Annotated in this window: 17 protein-coding genes; 10 read left to right on the top strand and 7 right to left on the bottom strand. The window is 39.1% G+C overall.

Annotated elements, in window-relative coordinates; genetic code table 11:
• Nucleotides 1–4: 4 nt before the first annotated feature.
• The 5 genes from QF004_RS13680 to QF004_RS13660 all read left to right on the top strand — a co-directional run bounded on the left by QF004_RS13680 (nucleotide 5) and on the right by QF004_RS13660 (nucleotide 4,644).
• A complete protein-coding gene (locus tag QF004_RS13680; protein ID WP_307427395.1) occupies nucleotides 5–928 on the top strand; it encodes an ABC transporter ATP-binding protein in 924 nt (307 codons plus the stop codon).
• A 2-nt stretch (nucleotides 929–930) separates the two neighbouring features.
• The gene (locus QF004_RS13675; protein ID WP_307427392.1) at nucleotides 931–1,677 is read left to right on the top strand and encodes an ABC transporter ATP-binding protein; all 747 of its coding nucleotides are present in this window, start codon (nucleotides 931–933) and stop codon (nucleotides 1,675–1,677) included.
• Between the two features lie 11 nt (nucleotides 1,678–1,688).
• Nucleotides 1,689–2,795 carry an ABC transporter permease gene (locus tag QF004_RS13670; RefSeq protein WP_307427389.1) on the top strand — a complete coding sequence of 369 codons (1,107 nt, stop codon included), beginning with the start codon at nucleotides 1,689–1,691 and terminating at the stop codon, nucleotides 2,793–2,795.
• 2 nt (nucleotides 2,796–2,797) lie between these two features.
• Nucleotides 2,798–3,913 carry an ABC transporter permease gene (locus tag QF004_RS13665; protein ID WP_307427387.1) on the top strand — a complete coding sequence of 372 codons (1,116 nt, stop codon included), beginning with the start codon at nucleotides 2,798–2,800 and terminating at the stop codon, nucleotides 3,911–3,913.
• Between the two features lie 128 nt (nucleotides 3,914–4,041).
• On the top strand, nucleotides 4,042–4,644 hold the full coding sequence (locus QF004_RS13660; RefSeq protein WP_307427384.1) for a 2,3-diphosphoglycerate-dependent phosphoglycerate mutase: 603 nt from the start codon (nucleotides 4,042–4,044) through the stop codon (nucleotides 4,642–4,644).
• 238 nt (nucleotides 4,645–4,882) lie between these two features.
• Here the strand turns inward: QF004_RS13660 and QF004_RS13655 are convergent, their stop codons facing one another.
• From QF004_RS13655 to QF004_RS13635, 5 genes are all read right to left on the bottom strand, one after another.
• Nucleotides 4,883–6,181 (bottom strand): NRAMP family divalent metal transporter, encoded by a 1,299-nt coding sequence (locus QF004_RS13655; RefSeq protein ID WP_307427381.1) that lies wholly within the window; start codon nucleotides 6,179–6,181, stop codon nucleotides 4,883–4,885.
• Between the two features lie 598 nt (nucleotides 6,182–6,779).
• The gene (locus QF004_RS13650) at nucleotides 6,780–7,541 is read right to left on the bottom strand and encodes an SDR family NAD(P)-dependent oxidoreductase (protein WP_133440028.1); all 762 of its coding nucleotides are present in this window, start codon (nucleotides 7,539–7,541) and stop codon (nucleotides 6,780–6,782) included.
• Nucleotides 7,542–7,863: 322 nt separating this feature from the next.
• Nucleotides 7,864–8,526, bottom strand: coding sequence for a BON domain-containing protein (locus tag QF004_RS13645; RefSeq protein WP_307427378.1), 663 nt, complete (start codon nucleotides 8,524–8,526; stop codon nucleotides 7,864–7,866).
• Between the two features lie 452 nt (nucleotides 8,527–8,978).
• On the bottom strand, nucleotides 8,979–9,206 hold the full coding sequence (locus QF004_RS13640) for a hypothetical protein (protein ID WP_133440026.1): 228 nt from the start codon (nucleotides 9,204–9,206) through the stop codon (nucleotides 8,979–8,981).
• Nucleotides 9,207–9,307: 101 nt separating this feature from the next.
• On the bottom strand, nucleotides 9,308–9,697 hold the full coding sequence (locus QF004_RS13635; RefSeq protein ID WP_133440025.1) for a DUF302 domain-containing protein: 390 nt from the start codon (nucleotides 9,695–9,697) through the stop codon (nucleotides 9,308–9,310).
• An 814-nt stretch (nucleotides 9,698–10,511) separates the two neighbouring features.
• Between QF004_RS13635 and pyrF the strand changes: the two genes are divergently transcribed.
• The 4 genes from pyrF to QF004_RS13615 all read left to right on the top strand — a co-directional run bounded on the left by pyrF (nucleotide 10,512) and on the right by QF004_RS13615 (nucleotide 14,381).
• A complete protein-coding gene (gene pyrF, locus QF004_RS13630) occupies nucleotides 10,512–11,870 on the top strand; it encodes an orotidine-5'-phosphate decarboxylase (RefSeq protein ID WP_307427373.1) in 1,359 nt (452 codons plus the stop codon).
• 159 nt (nucleotides 11,871–12,029) lie between these two features.
• Complete coding sequence (locus tag QF004_RS13625; RefSeq protein WP_307427371.1) at nucleotides 12,030–12,956, top strand: AEC family transporter; 927 nt, start codon at nucleotides 12,030–12,032, stop codon at nucleotides 12,954–12,956.
• 98 nt (nucleotides 12,957–13,054) lie between these two features.
• Nucleotides 13,055–13,759, top strand: coding sequence for a DsbA family protein (locus tag QF004_RS13620; protein ID WP_307427368.1), 705 nt, complete (start codon nucleotides 13,055–13,057; stop codon nucleotides 13,757–13,759).
• Between the two features lie 121 nt (nucleotides 13,760–13,880).
• Entirely contained in the window at nucleotides 13,881–14,381 is a 501-nt protein-coding gene (locus QF004_RS13615) for a GreA/GreB family elongation factor (RefSeq protein ID WP_307427366.1), read from the top strand.
• A 10-nt stretch (nucleotides 14,382–14,391) separates the two neighbouring features.
• Here QF004_RS13615 and QF004_RS13610 read toward each other — a convergent pair whose 3' ends face one another.
• Nucleotides 14,392–15,555 (bottom strand): MFS transporter, encoded by a 1,164-nt coding sequence (locus tag QF004_RS13610; protein ID WP_307427363.1) that lies wholly within the window; start codon nucleotides 15,553–15,555, stop codon nucleotides 14,392–14,394.
• 126 nt (nucleotides 15,556–15,681) lie between these two features.
• A complete protein-coding gene (locus tag QF004_RS13605) occupies nucleotides 15,682–16,536 on the bottom strand; it encodes a DUF4846 domain-containing protein (RefSeq protein WP_307427360.1) in 855 nt (284 codons plus the stop codon).
• Between the two features lie 95 nt (nucleotides 16,537–16,631).
• Between QF004_RS13605 and QF004_RS13600 the strand changes: the two genes are divergently transcribed.
• Nucleotides 16,632–19,451 (top strand): aminopeptidase, encoded by a 2,820-nt coding sequence (locus QF004_RS13600; RefSeq protein ID WP_307427357.1) that lies wholly within the window; start codon nucleotides 16,632–16,634, stop codon nucleotides 19,449–19,451.
• Nucleotides 19,452–19,647 lie beyond the last annotated feature (196 nt).

Below are 19,647 nucleotides of genomic sequence, written 5' to 3'. Positions count from 1 at the left end.
TGAAATGCGCCCCACCATAATCATTGAAAATATCACAAAAACCTATCGGGTGAAAAAGGAAGTCATTGAGGCCGTAACAGGCATCACCTTCAGCGTGGAAAAAGGAGAAATATTCGGTCTTATCGGTCCCGATGGTGCAGGAAAAACGTCTCTTTTCCATATTCTGACAACCCTGGCGTTGGCTGACAGCGGAAGTGCTTCAATAGATGGTTTTGATGTGATCAAAGATTACAAACAGATACGCAGCAGCATCGGTTATATGCCCGGAAAATTTTCCTTGTACCAAGATTTGTCGGTTCAGGAAAATCTCGAGTTTTTTGCCACAATTTTTAATACCACTATTGAACAGAATTATGAAATGATCAAGGAGATTTACCGGCAGATCGAACCTTTTAAAACACGGAAAGCAGGCCAGCTGTCCGGAGGGATGAAGCAAAAGCTGGCACTTTGCTGCGCGCTCATTCACAAACCATCCGTGTTGTTTCTCGATGAACCTACAACGGGGGTCGATGCGGTATCCCGCAAAGAATTCTGGGAAATGCTTTACAGGCTCAAAAATCAGGGCATCGCAATACTGGTTTCTACCCCTTATATGGACGAGGCCAGCCTTTGCGACAGAGTGGCGCTGATCCAGAAAGGAAAGCTTTTGTCAGTGAATACCCCAAAAGGTATTGTCAGTGAATTTAAAAAACAGTTATGGTCTGTAAAAGCCGACGATATGTTCCGGCTGATGAATGACATTAAAAAAAATGCATCAATAGCAAGTTGCTATCCTTTTGGGCAGGTGCATCACGTTGTTTTTAAAACTGAGGGAAACAGTAAAGCCCAATTGGAACAGATTATTGCACAGGGAAAATACAGCCAGAGCGAAGTTAAATTAATTGAACCCAGTGTCGAAGATTGTTTTATGGCATTAATGCAGGAATAACCATGGAAACAGAAAAAGTAATAACAGCCAAAGAGCTCACCAAACAGTTTGGTGATTTTACCGCAGTCGATAAAATTTCTTTTGACGTGAGAAAAGGGGAAATTTTTGGCTTTATAGGAGCCAATGGCGCCGGTAAAACTACTGCGATGCGCATGCTGTGCGGCTTGTCTCTGCCTACTTCGGGATTGGCCACCGTCGCCGGCTTTGATGTTTACAAACAGAACGAACAGATCAAAAAACACATCGGTTACATGAGTCAGAAGTTCTCTCTTTATGAAGACCTGACCATTAGAGAAAATATCCGGTTTTATGCCGGCATCTACGGTTTAACTGATAAACTGATTAAGGAAAAAACAGCCTTCCTGCTGGAGCAGCTGCACATCGTGGGTCAGGAAAAAACACTGGTGAAGGCTTTGCCTCTCGGGTGGCGGCAAAAACTGGCTTTCTCGATTGCCATCATTCATGATCCCGCCATCGTTTTTTTGGATGAACCCACAGGCGGTGTCGATCCCATTACAAGACGGGAATTCTGGAATCTGATTTATGAAGCGTCTGCAAAAGGCATCACCATTTTTGTTACAACCCATTATATGGATGAAGCAGAATACTGCAACCGGATTTCTATTATGGTGGATGGAAGGATTGATGCGCTCGACACCCCCGAAAATCTTATGAAACAGTATTCGGCATCATCGATGGACAGTGTTTTTTTACAGCTGGCAAGAAAAGCGGTACGGACAGAAAATTAAATCCTAAAAAAATGAAACAGTTTTTAATTTTTGTGAAAAAAGAATGGCTCCACATCTGGAGAGACCGCAGAACGCTGTTCATTCTTCTTTTTATGCCCATTATCCAGATTGTTCTGTATGGCTTTGCCCTTACTACTGAGGTTAAAAACTCTAAAATCGGAATTTTCGATCAGTCCAAAGACGAAGCCACCATGGTGATCTCCAATGAAATAGCCGCCAGCAGATATTTCGATCTGGCCAGGAACCTTTATTCGTATAAAGATATTGAAGCTGCTTTCCGTAAGGATGAAATGAGGGTGGCCATTGTATTTCCGGCAAAATTCAGATATGATCTCCTGCACAGCAATCAGGCTCAGATACAGCTCATAGCCGACGCTTCTGATCCCAATACCGCAAATACCCTTACCAATTACGCCACTTCAATAATTAAGGATTATCAGCAGACGATCAATCCTGATCAGGAAATGCCATACACCATCCATACCCAACGGAGAATGCTTTACAACCCTGAACTGAAAGGAGCTTACAATTTTGTCCCCGGCGTCATGGCACTCGTATTGATGCTGGTATGCGCCATGATGACCTCCATCTCGATTGTCAGGGAGAAGGAAATGGGCACGATGGAAGTCATTTTGGTGTCTCCTTTAAAACCCTTTCGGATCATCATTGCCAAAACGATTCCTTATCTTCTGGTTTCGATGGTCAATATCGCCAGCATACTTTTGCTCAGCGTTTACGCACTGGAGGTGCCCATCACCGGAAACCTGGGTTTATTGATTGCCGAGAGCATTTTATTTACCGTTACCTCTCTTTCGGTGGGAATATTGATTTCCAATACAGCCAAGACGCAGCAAACAGCGATGTTTACTTCAATGATGAGCTTATTCCTGCCGACCCTGCTGTTCAGCGGTTTTATGTTTCCTATTGAAAATATGCCTGTTCCTTTGCAGGTCATATCCAATTTGGTACCGGCAAAATGGTATTTCATCATCGTAAAAGATGTCATGATTAAAGGACTTGGTTTTGCATCAGTCTGGAAGGAAACTCTGGTTTTAATTGCCATGACGTCAATATTACTTGTCGCAAGTATTTATAAATTTAAAATCAGGCTGACATGAGAATGATGAAGTTTTTGTTGTGGAAAGAACTGTTACAGATCTTCCGGGACCCGGCCATTATAAGAATACTGTTTGTCATGCCTATGGTACAGTTGCTTATTTTACCCCTCGCCGCTGACTATGAAATCAAAAACATAAACCTGGGCGTAGTCGATCGTGACCATTCTGAATACTCGCGTAAGCTCGTCAATAAGGTAATATCTTCCGGATATTTCCGTCTGAAAGATTACAGCCCCAGTTTTCAGCAGGGAATGAAAGCCATTGAATCAGACAAAACCGATCTTATTCTGGAAATTCCGGCCCATTTTGAAAGAAACCTCATCAAAGAAGATCAGGGTACCCTTTTCGTTGCGGTAGATGCTGTAAATGGTGTTAAAGCCGGATTGGGAGGCGCTTATATACAACAGATCATACAGGATTACAATCAGGACATCCGCACACAATGGTTACAGGATCAGCGGTTTAACCCACAACCTACTATCAAAATCGTTTCAGCCAACTGGTACAATCCTAATATGAATTACCGTGTTTTTATGGTTCCCGGAATACTGGTCATGCTCATAACGATGATCGGTTCGTCCTTCGCTTCAAACAATATCGTCAGGGAAAAAGAAATGGGTACTCTCGAACAGATCAATGTAAGCCCCATCAGGAAAATACAGTTTATTTTGGGTAAACTCATTCCGTTTTGGATGCTGGCAATCATCGTTTTGACCATGGGACTCCTCATCGCCAGATTCGTGTACGGAATAGTGCCGCTGGGTCATTACAGTACCATTTATATGTTTGCAACCATTTACCTCCTGGCGATACTCGGACTGGGTTTATTGCTTTCTACCTATGCCCAAACTCAGCAGCAATCGATGCTGGTGTCTTTTTTCGTGACAATGGTTTTTAATCTGTTGAGCGGATTGTACACTCCCATTGAAAGTATGCCGCACTGGGCACAGATTATCACGAAATTTAATCCGGTTTCTTATTTTATCGAAGTGATGCGGATGGTCATGTTGAAAGGCAGCGGACTGGCAGATATCAAATACCAGATATTGGCCTTGATCGGCTTTGCTATTTTTTTTAATGGATGGGCAATATTAAATTATAACAAACGATCCGGGTAAAAAACACTTAGCATAAAATTTTCAACTGTTTTATGAGTGATAAGGTCAAATTAAGCACTGTTCTCAGTAAATTTTATCTTGATTTCAGCAGGTTACAACTGTACTCAACCGTTCTTTAAAATGATAAAATGGCTCTATTAATCTTCGTACGACACGGGCAATCGCTATACAATTTTGAGAACCGTTTCACCGGAAGCCTCGATATTGGTTTGACCCCTCTTGGCCGCCAGGAAGCAAAGAATGCAGGCGCGAAACTCAAGGGTTATGTTTTTGATATCGCATACACTTCCATGCTGGTCAGAGCTTGGGAGAGTCTGGAGATTATCCTCCATGAAATTCATTTAAAAATCCCCATCGTAAAAAACAGTGCCCTGAACGAAAGGATGTACGGCAGTTTGCAGGGACTCAATAAAACAGAAACGGCGCAGAAATACGGGGTGGAACAGGTCCAAGTCTGGAGAAGAAGTTATGATATCCGCCCACCTGGCGGCGAAAGTCTCGCAGATACCGCTAAACGTGTTATTCCATATTATGAAAATGTGATCGCTGCGCAGTTAAAAATGGGTAAAAATGTTTTGATTGTGGCTCATGGTAACAGCTTGCGGGCTTTAATGATGCATCTGGAAAATATCAGTCCGCAGGATATTTGCGCAGTAAATATTCCCACAGGTGTCCCCAGAATGTACCATTTTGATGCAGACATGCGTCTTTTGAGTGTGAAATACCTTTAAAGTTTGCATTTTTAATTGTTTTTAAAATATATTCTTGTGAATTATCAGAGCCTGTTTTATTTGTTTTAAAAACCATAACAGTCACAAAAGCTGCAACCTATTTTATCATGATGATTAAAGACAGATATCCATTAATTATCTTTAAGATGATCGGTCTTGGGTATTACAGAAGCGCTAGTTAAGATTCATGTATTTTTTGAGATTTTACTTCTTTATTTTACATCAACTTCTTTTGATGTTAAAAGGCAGCGAACATGGCAATAGATGCTGCTGCCATGACGATAAAGGTCGCCCATAACAATCCTTTGGACAGCCATCCGCTTTTGAAATCACCCATAATCTGTTCACTTGTGGATATCCGTACGATAAGAAACAGCAGCGGTACTGCGGCTACTCCATTGAGTACAGCGGTATAAACTAGAGCTTTTACCGGATCAATGCCAATAAAATTCATTGCCAGGCCGATGAGGGTTGATAGGATAATGACCATATAAAAGCCTTTTGCTTTTTTGAATTTGAGTCCTAAACTCGCATCCCAATTAAAGACCTCGGACACGGCATAGGAAGCCGACCCCGATAGTACCGGTACTGCAAGCATACCGAGACCGATAATCCCTATAGCAAATATCATCTTGGACAGAAGTCCCGAATTCGGGAAAGAGTTCACCAGAGGCTCCAAAGCCCTGGCTGCATCGGCGGCAGTTCCGATGTCGGTAACGCCACTCTTATGAAGTACAGTTCCGCCGACCAGTATGATACACCAGGTAGTGAATTCCGAGATGATCATCCCAATGTTATTGTCTTTCCTCATAGCGTGGATATGTGCCCATCTGATTCTGGGCTTCCCATCCCGTATGAGGCCTTTTTCCTTTTCCTCCTCTACTTCCTGAGATGCCTGCCAGAAAAACATATATGGGGTAATGGTAGTACCAAACACCCCAGTAATGATGAAAAGAAAACTAAAAGAAAACTCAAAATGAGGAACAACAGATGCTTTTAACACTTCTGCCCAGGGCTGATCGATAATAAATGCGGTGAGAGGATAGGCAAGCAGTGATAAAGCCAGCCATTTAAGTACTTTTGAATACACCCCCCTATAACTCATAAAGATCTCTAACAAAAGGATAAGAATGGTAAAGCTTACCGTAAGTACGACAAAGTGAACAGGAATAAGAAGCTGCGCAGCGGCGGCCATCGCACCGATATCTGCACCTATATTAATGGTGTTGGCGATAACAACCAGCCCCACGGAAGCATACAGTACCTTTTTATTATAATGATCTTTGATAACAGCAGTAAGTCCTTTGCCGGTAACCATCCCTATCCTCGCACAGGCTTCCTGCACAGCCGTCATAAAGGGCAGCATATACAGCGCTGTCCACAATTGCCCATAGCCAAATTGTGCACCGGTTTGCGAATAGGTGGCGATACCGGAAGGGTCATCATCAGCTGCACCGGTAGTGATCCCAGGACCAAAAAGCCCAAAGAATTCTTTTATTTTTCTGGTTGCGGATCGAATATTATGTTTGACCGACATATTACTGATGCATTTTGTTGGTACAATATACCGTTAAACTTATCATTATTTTTAATTTCTCTATTTTTTATCATCACCTTCCTTCTGATTGTTCCTTAATGATGCCCTGTTCCTACGGTATTTGGCATTTGACAATAAAGGATTCCAGTCAACTGTTTTCTATGCCAGTGCAAACCCATAACGATAAGTGCCGGGCGGTTTACAGGGAAAAGTACATTTCTGCAAAAAGACTGTAGAATATATTCAGGTCTGGATTAGCCTTCAAGAATCTTTTTCCTTTCCTGATACTCTTCTGTGCTGATTTCTTCTTAAGCAAAGCGCTTTTTCAGCAAATCAAGCGGCGTGTCTTTTGAGCCTCTTTGTCCGGGAATATTATAAGGAACCGCAAAAATCCAAATAATAAGAATCAGCCTTTCAAAAATGGATGTTTTCCTAAAAAGCAGACCTCTCAATATTCCAAAGGTCATTTTTGGCTAAGCAAATTTTCATCAGCTAAAATTACAGTCACCTTATCGGAAGAGGTTTAAGTTTAAATTACAATACTTCCGGTTTTGTTTTAACCTGCAGAAAACTGATCATAAAAGGTCTGTAATCTGTATTACTGTGCACACATTCCGCCGTCAATAACTTGGGTTGTACCCGTGATAAACTGGCTGTCACCGCTGGCAAGAAATAAAACTAATTGTGCAATTTCTATAGGTTCAGCATACCGTCCCAGCGGTATAGCAGCTTCAAACTGTTTTTTAACTTCTTCTCCATGGCCTGGAGATGAAGTTTCTTCTATAGAACGCATCATCCGGTTATTTACCGGTGACGGATGTACAGAATTGACTCTTATTTTTCTCGGAGCAGCTTCAATTGCTGTACATCTCATAATACCCACCACAGCGTGTTTACTGGCGGTGTAAGCACTTAAGCCCGCAAAACCCCGTATTCCTGCAACCGAGGAAGTCATAATGATACTGCCGCCATCATTCATTTGGGGCAAAACATATTTATTGCCCAACCACACTCCTTTAATATTAACGGAAATGACTTTATCAAAAACCTCTTCAGGATAATCGGTGATGGGTTTTACGGTCCCTTCAATACCGGCATTGTTGAAAAAAACATCAATTTTCCCGAATAACTGTGCCGCTTCATTAACATATTTTTTGACCTCATCTGCTTTTGACACATCTGCTGCACAATATTTTACCTGCTCACTATTTAATTCCTTCACCGTATTTTTCAGTGCATCTTCAGAAAGATCTACCAAAAGTACCTTAGCGCCATTTTCTAAAAATAATCTCGCGGTCGTTTTACCAATGCTGCCTGAACCACCAGTGATAACGGCAACTTTATTTTCCAGTTTTTTCATTACGTTCATCTTAAATTAATTTCACGACTCATTATTGTTTCGGTTCCAAATGTGTTTATGTCTTATTGTACACTGTGAAAACAAATTTAAAAGCACCTTTTCATTCAGTGCTTTAAATAATGAACAGTATTTTAAATTTTGGCACTGAAGTGATTCCCAACTTCGCGATGTTTTTACGGCATCCCAATGACTTTTAACCGCTGCTTGCAAATTATACGGTTTCAACACTTTTGAGCTTTTTCAGATTCAGTCAGATCAATACTGATCATTTGATTTAATACCTGTGATTGCGGCTGTATCATTAAAAAAATGTTATCAGTGGTTAATAAGCATATTCGTAATCAACTGCAAGTTCATTTTTCACATGCCAAATCCCAGGTGTTTTCCAGGCAATACGGCTTGCCTCCTCTTTGGCATACCAGGAATTAACGACTCCTGTTAAAGTAGCAGTTGTACCTGAAACTGAAACCTCGATTTCACTATCGTCAATTGCACTTCTTCTAAGGGCATTTTTAATGGTTTTCTGTTCAATTTTATCGTGTACCTCGGATTTAATTTTTATATTATTGATGACTCCTTTTACTCCCGTAAGATATTTCACTGCGTTGCTGGCGGCTTCTTTCTCGAAATTCCAGGGCAACTCACCCTCTAAAGTCACCCAACCGTCCTCTACTTTTACGGATACTTTATCATTTGGAACTGACCAATCGGCTTTCAAAGCTTCTAAAACCTCATTAGCGACTTCCGCATCGGTTTTTGACCAGGCACTGGGAATTTTCACCTCAATATTTTCAACCAAAGCTCTTACGCCACTCACTCTTTTAGCAGCATCTTCTGCTTCTTTCTTTTTTGCATAGCTGTCAACCACGCCTGTCAAAGAAACTACACCGTCTTTCGCGGTGACTCCTATTTCCGCAGCGTGTAGTAATGGCTCCCATTGGATTGCTTCCTGCACGTCCCGTTGTAATTCTACATTTGTTTTCATTTTAATTTGAAATTTTAATTTTGGAATTTTTAAAATTGCCTATAGAATGCCGGTCTTTGATAAAAATAGATGCCACATATCTGCAATCCTCCTCTTTCCTGTTAAACACTTATTTGATTTTTATAAAATTTGATGATGATCCTTTCATTATTAAAGGAACTCAAAGTTCCATAAACCTCCTCAGAAGCAAAATGATCTTCATCATTATGAAATCTGATACTGGTCAATTTTTAAATTTTTAAAGAAAGAATTATTTTTATAAATTGATCATTAAAAATGTTTTAACTATTCCAGAGGACTACCAACATGCGATCTCATTTTTTTCGTGACCAAATTCATTATTTGGTAAGCCTGTAATTTGCAAATTTGACCTATGAATTTAATGATGGTAATGAATTTACCAATGCTTTCTTTTTTTTTTAAAAAATTTGGTGAATCTTCGATTTGTGCTCTTAAATCATCATACGGGCATTTTTATTACTATTCGCCATTTCCAAAAATTCAGAAAATCTAACTGTATCTGAAATTATATTTTGATAAAGTTCCTTACGATTCTCATCATTTTGCAGGGTTTTAGAAGCACTAAAAGCAGATTTGCAACTTGATGTCAATAACAGTATTGGGAGGGCCAAAAAAATTAAAAAGTTTTTCATTACATAATTATTTAAGTTAATATTCATTTGTTTTTTTTAAAAAATCTGATTAAAATTTTCTCTGGTTCCAAATGATGTGAAATGGCTTTTTATTAAAGAAAATATTTTCGCCATATTAAGGCCCGATACTATAAAGCTTTAATTACTTTTTGTAGCTTGGCACTTATCTCATTGGAAATAGATTGCAAATCTTTGTTTTCTACCGCTTGCATAGATGCATTAGGATTAACTGCAGAAACCTCTATGTGTCCGGTTTCTCTTTCCTGCACAATTACATTGCAAGGCAACATTGCACCTATTTTATCTTCTTCCAATAAAGCTTTGTAGGCATAAGGCGGATTGCATGCCCCGAGGATTTTGTAATTATAAAAATCTACATCCAGTTTATTCTTTAGGGTAGCTTTAATGTCTATTTCTGTCAATATGCCAAAGCCTTCCTCCTTTAATGATTCTGTTACTTTTTGAATAGCTTCATCAAAGGTTATATTGACGAGTGATTTTGAGAAATAGTAATTCATGTTTTTAATTTTTAGTTTTGCTTTTTTTAATATTTGACGTAAAACACTTCTTTTTAGAATCTTGAAACCGACAGTTTCCCATCTTATAAAGTGATGAATTCCTCCACCGGTGGATAAAACTTTGCCGACTGGATATTCGGCTTCGATAATGTTTTATTGATGTATAAAGTTACATTTTTAATTCGGAAAGTGGCGCAAAATTTTACACAAATCCACTTATAACCATCCTCTATTCAAACACATAAGGAGAATTCAATAAAGTGAAGGGTAACAAAAAAGACAGTTGGCCATATCTCATTAATTTCAGTAATACATCACCTTTTGGTCATCAACCGGTTTGCTCAGACCTTATACCGACTCTACCTTTAGGCAGGTGGCATAATATTTAATGCTGCGTGCTACTGGTGAAAAATATCATTTTTTATACTAATGCAACCGAAAGTGTAGTTATTTTAAAATACCAATCAAAAAGCATTCATAACTAATCAATAAGGAGCCTATATTTGGTGCGTGAGACTTTCTGTGAAAGTTTTTCATTGAGTGCAAAGTCTGGAACCGGAAGCTTTACGAAAAATTTAAATATTTACAGTTAGAAAAAGTTCTGTTTTATTCTCCACCAATAGATCCAAAGTTTATAAACGCATTTCTAAAATAAAGCAGTGCCTTAAAAAGACTGCTTTTTTATTTGGACTCATTCGAGCTGCAAATAAAATAATGATTTAATACCACGACCCCACTTTTAATACTTTTTAACCTTTGAATACTCCCCGAAAATTCATTGAAAAACTTAACTTTGTAATAAAGTAAAAAGTATATGGAAACTAAGAAAGATTTTTTTCTCGAGTGTTATCAGCTCGGCATCATCAAGTTTGGAAGATTTACATTGAAATCAGGCATTGAAAGTCCGTTTTATGTGGATTTGCGTCCGTTGGCATCGGATCCAAAAATCCTGAAAAAGCTTGCTAACTATATGTTGGACATGCTTCCTCTGGATAATTTCGACTTGATCTGCGGGGTTCCGTACGCGGCACTTCCGATGGCGACGGCAATGTCTCTGGAAAGCTATCTGCCTTTAATTATCAAACGCAAAGAAGCCAAACAGTACGGCACCAAAAAAATACTGGAGGGCATTTACACGCAGGGTCAAAACTGCCTCCTGGTGGAAGATGTGATTACTTCTGGCGCTTCTTTATTAGAAACTATTCCGGAAATTGAAAATGAAGGAATTACCGTTTCAGATATCGTGGTGGTTTTGGACCGGCAACAGGGTGGAAAGGAAATTCTGGAAAGCAAGGGATTCCGTGTTCATACGCTTTTTACGATTTCAGAAGTGTGTACTATCCTGAAAGAAGAAGGCCATCTATCCGATGATGAAGTTGAAAGAATCAACGATTTTCTTGCCGGAAACGTTGTAAAATTCAAAGAGGAAAAAAGAATTTCTTACGAACAGAAACTGGATCTTTGTGACCACTCTGTCGCCCAGAAACTGCTGGAAATTGCGATTGAAAAGAAATCAAACCTTATTGTTTCCGCGGATGTTACTACTACACAGGAACTCCTGGCACTGGCTGAAAAAGTGGGACCACACATTGTTGCTTTGAAAACGCATATCGATATCTTAATCGATTTCAATTCAGACCAAACCATTTTACCATTAAAAGATTTAGCGGCCAAATACAACTTCCTTTTGATGGAAGACCGCAAATTTGCGGACATTGGAAACACCCAGGAACTACAGTTTGCGTACGGAATGTATAAAATATCGAACTGGGCAGACTTGGTAACGGCCCAGGTCATTGCAGGGTACGATTCCCTCGACTGTTTCAGAAATGTAGGAGTGGTTGCAATTTTGGGAATGTCCTCCAAAGGGACTTTAACAGATTCCAGTTACCGGGAAGAAGCAACAAAAATTGCCTTATCTCATCCCAATGTTTTTGGAGGCGTGGCTCAAAATAAGATTCCAAACGAATTGCTTTTGTTTACGCCAGGAATTAATTTGGCGGACTCCGGCGATGGCAAAGGTCAGCAGTACAATACTCCTGAACATGCCTTTACCCAACTGGAAACCGATTTCATTATTGTAGGAAGAGGCGTTTACAAATCTGATGACCCTGAAAAATCAGCCTTGACTTATAAAATCGCGGGCTGGAATGCGTATGAGCAAAGTCTTTAGGTGACCCCAATTATAAAGCAACTCATTCCCGCTGATAAAGGCGGTTTTACAGATCAACATTTTGAAAATCTGTGGTTTTCTCTGCGGGGTTTATGAAATTCCGTCCCCTGATTGCTTTCCTTATTTAAAAATAAAGAAATCTTTAAATAAAACTAAAATTTGTCTAATCTGATTTTACTGTTCCTTTGTTTATTCTTGGGGTTTTTCCTACGAAAAACAAAACTGTTCCCACAAAACGGACATCTGGCGTTGAACGCTTTCGTCATCAATATTTCTCTTTCAGCGTTATCTCTTTATTTTATTCCGAAGATTATCCTGAATTTTCAGGTGGTATTTCCGGTGATGGTTCCGTGGCTGAATATTGTATTGGCTTTCCTCTTTTTCAGTTTCCTGGGCAAAAAAATGAAATGGCCGAAAACACTTATCGGTGCATTAATCCTGTGTGCCGGCTTTGGAAATACGTCTTTTGTAGGAATCCCCGTAATTCAGTCGCTGTACGGTGAAAGTGGTTTGAAAACCGTGATGCTCGTGGACCAACCGGGTTCTTTTGTGGCACTTTCAACACTGGGAATTATTTTTGCTAATTTTTATTCAGGCGGAAAAAGTTCTTTCTCAGATATTCTGAAAAAGATTTTAAAATTCCCGCCGTTTATTGCATTCTCGGTGGCTGTTTTTTTAAACTTATTGAATATTGAAGTTCCGTTGGTCATTGACGATGTCTTTGCAAAACTCGGTGCCACCACCGTACCGCTGGCTTTGGTTTCGGTCGGAAGCCAACTCAAATGGCAGAAGTTAGACCGCGATGCAAAACCGTTGTTTTGGGGACTTTTGTTTAAACTGATCTTATTTCCGGCCGTAATTTTCGTCCTGTATTTTTTCATATTTAACCAAAGAGGACAAATCATTGAAATTGCTTTTTTAGAATCAGCGATGGCACCCATGATTACTGCCGCCATTATCGCATCAACCCACAGGTTAGAACCCAAACTCTGTAATTTAATGGTTGGCATCGGCATTCCGTTATCACTGCTCACGCTCGCCTTTTGGCATATTGTCTTAAAAACCTCCGGTTTATTGGTGATCTGACATTTCCCTTCGATAACATGCCTGCCATCGTCTTATCATATGTCAAGGTTAATTGATGTAAAGATTCGTAAATTTGATCGCATTTTAAAATAAAAGTTATGAAAGTAGATATTTGGAGCGACATTCGTTGTCCGTTCTGCTATGTGGGAAAAAAGAATTTCGAAAAAGCCCTGGAACAGTTTCCTGATAAGGAAAAAATAGAAGTCACGTGGCACAGTTTTCAACTTGATCCACACTTAAAAACACAGCCGGACATCAGTTCTTTGGAATATTTCTCAGAAGCAAAAGGAGTTTCTGCAGCACAGGCGAAAGAAATGTATGAGCACGTTTACAAAGCCGGGAAAGCAGCAGGAATTGACTTTAATTTTGATCATCAAAAAGTTGCAAATTCTTACCGGGCGCATCTTTTGTTGCAACTGGCAGCGACAAAAAACTTGGCAAATGAAGCCGAAGAAGCTTTATTTAAAGCCCAATTGGTAGATGGCAAAAACATTGATGATGAAGCAACCTTAATTGAAATCGGGAAGTCTGTTTCTTTAGAGGAAAACGAAATCAGAGAAGCACTGCTGTCTGATGATTTCGGCATGGAAGTAACCCGAGATATGATGTTGGCTCAGCAAATGGGAATCAGTGGTGTTCCGTTTTTTGTGATTAATGATAAGTATGGGGTTTCCGGTGCACAGCCTCCCGCAGCATTTACAGAGGTTTTAGAAAACTCATGGAAAGAGTTTTCTGCGGGTGATAAAGGTTTGCAAATCATTTATGGTGGCGAAAGTTGTGATATTGATGGAAATTGTGACTAAACAAAGCTTATATAAAATTGACAAACTTCCGGAGTATCACATTCCGGAAGTTTTTTTTAACTTTAATAATTCATCAGTCAAGGTCTAAAAGTTGCATTCATTAGCATTAAATTAAAGAATAATGAGCAGAGGATTTGTAAAAGAAGATGACCAGGAAGAAGTTCCTTTGGTTCCGCCAAGAGCAGATTTACCGCTGGGAACTGAAAACTTCGTAACCCAAACGGGAATGGATTCTTTACTGGAAGAACGTGAAAAATTACTGCAGGAACAGGAAAACCTGGATTCTGCCCAGGAGAAAGAATACCGCATTTCTTTCAATCATATCAATGCAAAACTGCAGTTATTAAATGAAAGAATTGCCTCCGCAAAAATCATCGATGTCAAAAAACTACCGCAAGATGAAGTACATTTTGGCGCAAAAGTAACCTTTAAAAATGTAGAAAATAAATCGACTCAACTATTTCAGCTGGTTGGAGTGGATGAAGCTAGTATTTCAAAAGGCAAAATAGCATTTACAACTCCTTTAGCAAAAGTTTTAATGCATAAAAAGGTGGGAGAACAGGCCATCTTAGATTTAGAATCCAGGAAAAGCACTTTTGAAATTCTGAAGATTGAGTATTAAAACAGACCGATTAAATTATTCTTTTATTGGTCAACAATTGTACGCATAAAATAATTCCGGAGAAAACCAGTCCTACTGCGGAAACGCCTGTCCAACCAAAATAAGTCCAGGCGAGAGACCCGAAACTCGTTCCGGTAGCACCTCCGATGAAAAAGCCGACCATGTAAATTGTATTGACGCGGTTTCTGGCCTCTGTATTTTTTGAAAAAACAATATTCTGATTGGTAATATGAACGCTCTGTACTCCCAAATCAATTAAAATAACGCCGATTATTAATCCGATAATTGAATGTGAGGAAATTAAAAATATCAACCAGGAAACAATTATTAAAATGGCTCCTGCGATAATAAGATTGCTTTTTTTAACGCGGCTGTTTAGTTTCCCGACCACGGTTGCTCCCAGCGCACCGGCAATCCCGAACAAACCAAATCCTCCTGCGACAGCGCTTCCGTAACCGAAAGAATCTTCCATCAGGAATACAAAGGTCGTCCAGAAAGCACTTAAACTACCGAATGCCAAGGCGCCGCGCAAAGTTGCCAACCGCAAAGTAGGTTCGGTTTTTAAATAAAACCAAAGCGATTTCATCAATTTCAAATAACTCTCGCCAAATTTCGGCTGAATGACCGGGAGTTTGGCATTTAACAAAAAGAACAGCAAAGTCATCAATGTTGCGGCGCCGTAAAATACCGTTCGCCAACCGAAATATTCACCAACCAAACCGCTCAGGACACGACTTCCCAAAATCCCGATGAGCAATCCACTCATCACGATTCCTATTGCTCTTCCGCGACCTTCATCATTGCTTAAATGAGCAACCATCGGAACAAAAAGTTGCGGAAGCGTGGAGGTAAAGCCGATTAAAAAACTGCTGAATATTAATAAAAATAGGGATTGTGAAAGCGCTGCTGCCAATAAAGAAAGCACCAAAATCAAAAAATTGAGTCTGATGATTTTCAGATTACTGACTTTGTCGCCCAGCGGAATAATAAACAGCAACCCAAGCGCGTAACCGATTTGGGTAGAGAGCGCCACATTACTGGCCTCTGAATCACTTACTTTAAAACTTGAAGCAATATCATGCAGCAAAGGCTGATTATAATATAAATTAGCGACGACCAAACCGGCCGAAATACTCAAAAGATAAAGAAGGGAATTGGGTAATTTATTTTCCATAAGAGTTGGGACACCGTATTTTTTTTAAACAGGTGCAAAACTAAAACTTCTCCAGTAATATATGCGCTGTTTATTATTGTATTCTTTAATAGGAAAAGATGATCTCATCTATCATCCGTAACTCCATTACCGTAAAGCGTGAAACCTTTTAATTGAAGTCGGTTTAAAAATATATTTGGCCGTAACGGTTTCGGGCGCATCAACATCCAGTTCATACCACGGGGAAAGTTGTGGATTTCTGTGATTCACCAGAATATGAATATCCTGCGCCGGCATAAAACTCTCGGCCAGTAAATACAGTTTTTTGCCCGATGCATTTCTGGCAACGCCTACAATAATCACCGAATGACCGGGGCTTCCGGGTTTGATCAGAAAATCACCTGTTCTAATGGCCGCATTATTGGTAACAGGCACCGATTCGCGGTCCAGAGAAATCGTCCCCGCATATCTGAAAATAACTTCTAAATATTTCTGAAAGTTTTCATAAGAATCATCTGCTTTTCCGCTGTTTACAAAACGAACTTTATTTCCTGTTTCTAGGGTTCTTGCACCGTTTTTAAAGTCATTCCACGAAAAAAACTGCTTGCTAGTCAGTTCAAATCCGATATCATCAAAACGTTGATTGATCCATAAATATTCCGCATACAGCCGAATCCAGGCATCTGCACATTGCTGCAGATTTTTCTCTCCAACATTAATTTTCAAAAGTGCAATATGGTGTTGCTGATGCCCAATTAAAGCTCCTGTAAAGTCCCTGACGGGGAAATTCGGGGGATGAAGCGGGAAATTATTCAGGAATTCGCTGAAACTTCCGGGCTGCTCTTTCGCCCAGTAAAAACCTTTTGGCGGTGCAAAACGGGTACGGATTGAAGACCTGCTTTCGTCGATGACCAGTGGTAGCGTCGTCTCAATTACTTGGGAAGAAATATTTTGAAATGAAATTAAGAGCAATAATAATCCAAACCGTTTCAATGGGTACATTATTTAAAGATAATCAAAATTACTTATAATTTCTAAATACGTAAAAATAACACTGATTTTTAAAAAACATCGTTATATTTGAGCTACGTTTGAAAATGAAAAGATATTCCTCTGCCCTCGTGTTCCTGTTAGTTTATGTTGGAATTTCTGCACAGCAGGATACCATCAGCATTGCTGCAAAAATAACTGAAAACAGTAATCTGATTTCAGTTAATCAGGAAATAATTTACTATAATAACACGATATTACCTTTAAAAAAAATAAAACTGCTCAACTGGATTTCGGCTTATAAAAACAGAAATACGCCCCTTCTTTCCCGCACCATTCAGGACCGGAAAAACGAAATGTATTTTGCAAAACCGCAAGAGTTGGGCGACACAACAGAATTACAGATCAAAATCGGTTCCTCGGACTGGGCTTATATTTCCGGTGACGATGAAAATATTTTTTTCCCACTTTCTCAGGAATTAAAACCGGGTGAACGGGTGAAAATAGCATTAAAATATAATCTTCATGTTCCTGATGAAAAATTTACAGGCTACGGAATCGGGGATGAAAAATTCTCTTTAAAATATTTTTTCATTGTTCCTGATTATTTCGAAGATGAAAATCAAAAACCCAAATATTATCTGAATATTGAGGAAAACCAAAGTCCCGGGAACTATTGGAACATTAAGTTTGAACTTCCAGAAAGTTATTTTGCCAAAAGTAATTTGGTACAGCTTCAGCCCAATTCTTTTGAAGGTAAACTCAATAAAGATCCTGAATTTATAATTTCAAAAGAAAAGACTGACCAGATAATTACCCAAGTGGATGGTGAAAAAATAGAAATCGGTTTCGGCTATTTTTTAACAAAAACCGAAAAGCAGAATCTGGAGTTTTATCTTCCGCTGCAACTTCATTTCATTAAAAACAAAACTGGAAAGCTTCCGTCCAAAATTTTCATCAGCGAAAAGTTTAAAAAAGACGAAGATTTTACCGGAATCGACGACCTGAAATTTTGGAAATTCCATTATAAACTCTTTAAGGATACTGAACAGACCGACCTTAATTATTTCAGTATTTTATCAAAAGCAATTATTCAACGAACCGTCGTTTTCGATAAAAGCCTTGACCATTGGCTGATGAACGGGCTTAAGACTTACCTGGAAATCCAATATATCGACCGTTATTATAAAAACAGAAAACTCTTGGGAGATCTGCCGAATGAGCTGAAATTTTTCGGCATGCAGCCCTTAAAACTGATGCGCATTTCGAAACTGGAACTCAGTGAAAGATATGGACTCGCCTACCAGTATATCGTTGCGCAGAATCTGGATCAAAAAATCAGTGAGCCTTTTGACAAATTAAGTAATTTCAATGCCGCTACAATCAGTCATTTTGAAACAGGAAGTCTTTTTTCTTTTATTGCAGAAAAAATGGGTCAGGAGAATTTCGATGATTTTCTGAAGAATTATTTAACTCAATATTCGGGGAAACCGGTAGATCAAAAAGTGTTTTTAGATGAGCTTTCTTTGGCATCCGGCTATTCGTCTGATTTTTTAGAGCGCTTTATTCAACAGAAAAACCGCGTGAATTTTAATTTGAAACGTTTTACGAAAACCGGTGATAACTTTCAGGTTAAAGTAGCAAAAAACACCAGACAGACGATTCCTTTTAAAATAGAAACAGAAGAAAAATCGGGTAAAAAAGAAACTTATTGGTTTGACACTGAGGATTCGAAGGAAACGGTGACTTATAATATCCCACAATCGAATGCGGAGAAAATCATTATTAATGACGGTTATATTTTCCCTGAGAAAAACTTCCGCGATAATTATTTATATACCGAAGGTTTTTTCTCCAACAGAAAAAGGATTAAACTGAAAGTTTTCAAAGACATTCCCAATCCTGAATACAACGAGATTTATGTGAATCCCCGATTAAGTTTCAATGTTTATGATAAGATTTTATTTGGGTTGAATTTTAAGAACGCTTCTTTATTTGAAAGAAAATTTCAATATTCCTTGACTCCTTTTTTCAGCTCCGGTACCGGACAGTTAGCTGGTTCCGGTAGCGTTGCATACTCTTTTCAACCGGCGGACAGCTTTTACAGGAGTTTAGATTTTGGTATTTCTGCCTCGCATTTTCATTATGATTACGATTTAACGTACCAGAAAATTGCGGGATTTATAGGCATTAATTTTGCCAAAGATCCCCGCTCTGATGTTCGGAGAAATATTGGTTTTACGTATAATTATTTAGAGAAAGATCTGAACCCGAATAATACAAACCAAACCGAATACGGAAAATACAACTTGTGGAATTTAGGATATGGTTATTCTGACCGCTCCTTAATTCACGAGAAATCTTACAACGCCAATTTTCAGTGGATGGAAGATTTCCAGAAAATTTCCAGCGAATTTTCTTACCGGTGGGAATTTGCAAAGGATAAAAAAATCAGTATGCGCTTTTTTGGAGGATATTTTATTTCTAACCACACCAAAAACGACCTCTTTGACTACGGTATTTCAAGGGTGTCGAATTATGCCTTTTCGTACGGTTTATTGGGACAGAGTGCCACTTCCGGTTTATTTGCGCAACAGCTGATTATTGCGGAAGGAGGCTTTAAATCCTATCTGGGAACTACGGCAGACAAGTGGATCACATCTGTGAATGTGGATTCTCATGTATGGCGTTGGTTCAATGTTTATGCGGATGCAGGAGTTTATAAAAACAAAAATCATGGTGCTGAATTCATTTGGGATTCGGGCGTGAAAGTAAAAGTAATTCCTGATTTTCTGGAAGTGTATTTCCCGGTACAAAGTTCTTTAGGGTTCGAACCAGGCTTTAAAGATTATGGACAAAGAATCAGATTCACCTTGGTTTTAAACTTCAATGCGATCACCAGTTATTTTAGAAGGGGTTGGTTTTAATCTTATTCTATTAAAAAACAAAAAGAAGCCGTCTCAATACTGAGACGGCTTTTTTGTGTTTAACATTTGTCATTATTAGGTGATTTTAGTATCTTTAATTGCTGATAACCAATGATATGAATATTAAATTTAAAGATTATAACCAGCAGCAAAACTGGTTATTCCCGCCCTCAATCGAAGAGTTGATTCCACAGGA

Source organism: Chryseobacterium sp. MDT2-18 (assembly GCF_030815285.1).
Lineage (GTDB): Bacteria > Bacteroidota > Bacteroidia > Flavobacteriales > Weeksellaceae > Kaistella > Kaistella salivictor.
Note: the sequence above shows the minus strand (reverse complement) of the source record. Positions and strands in the feature narration are given on the sequence as shown.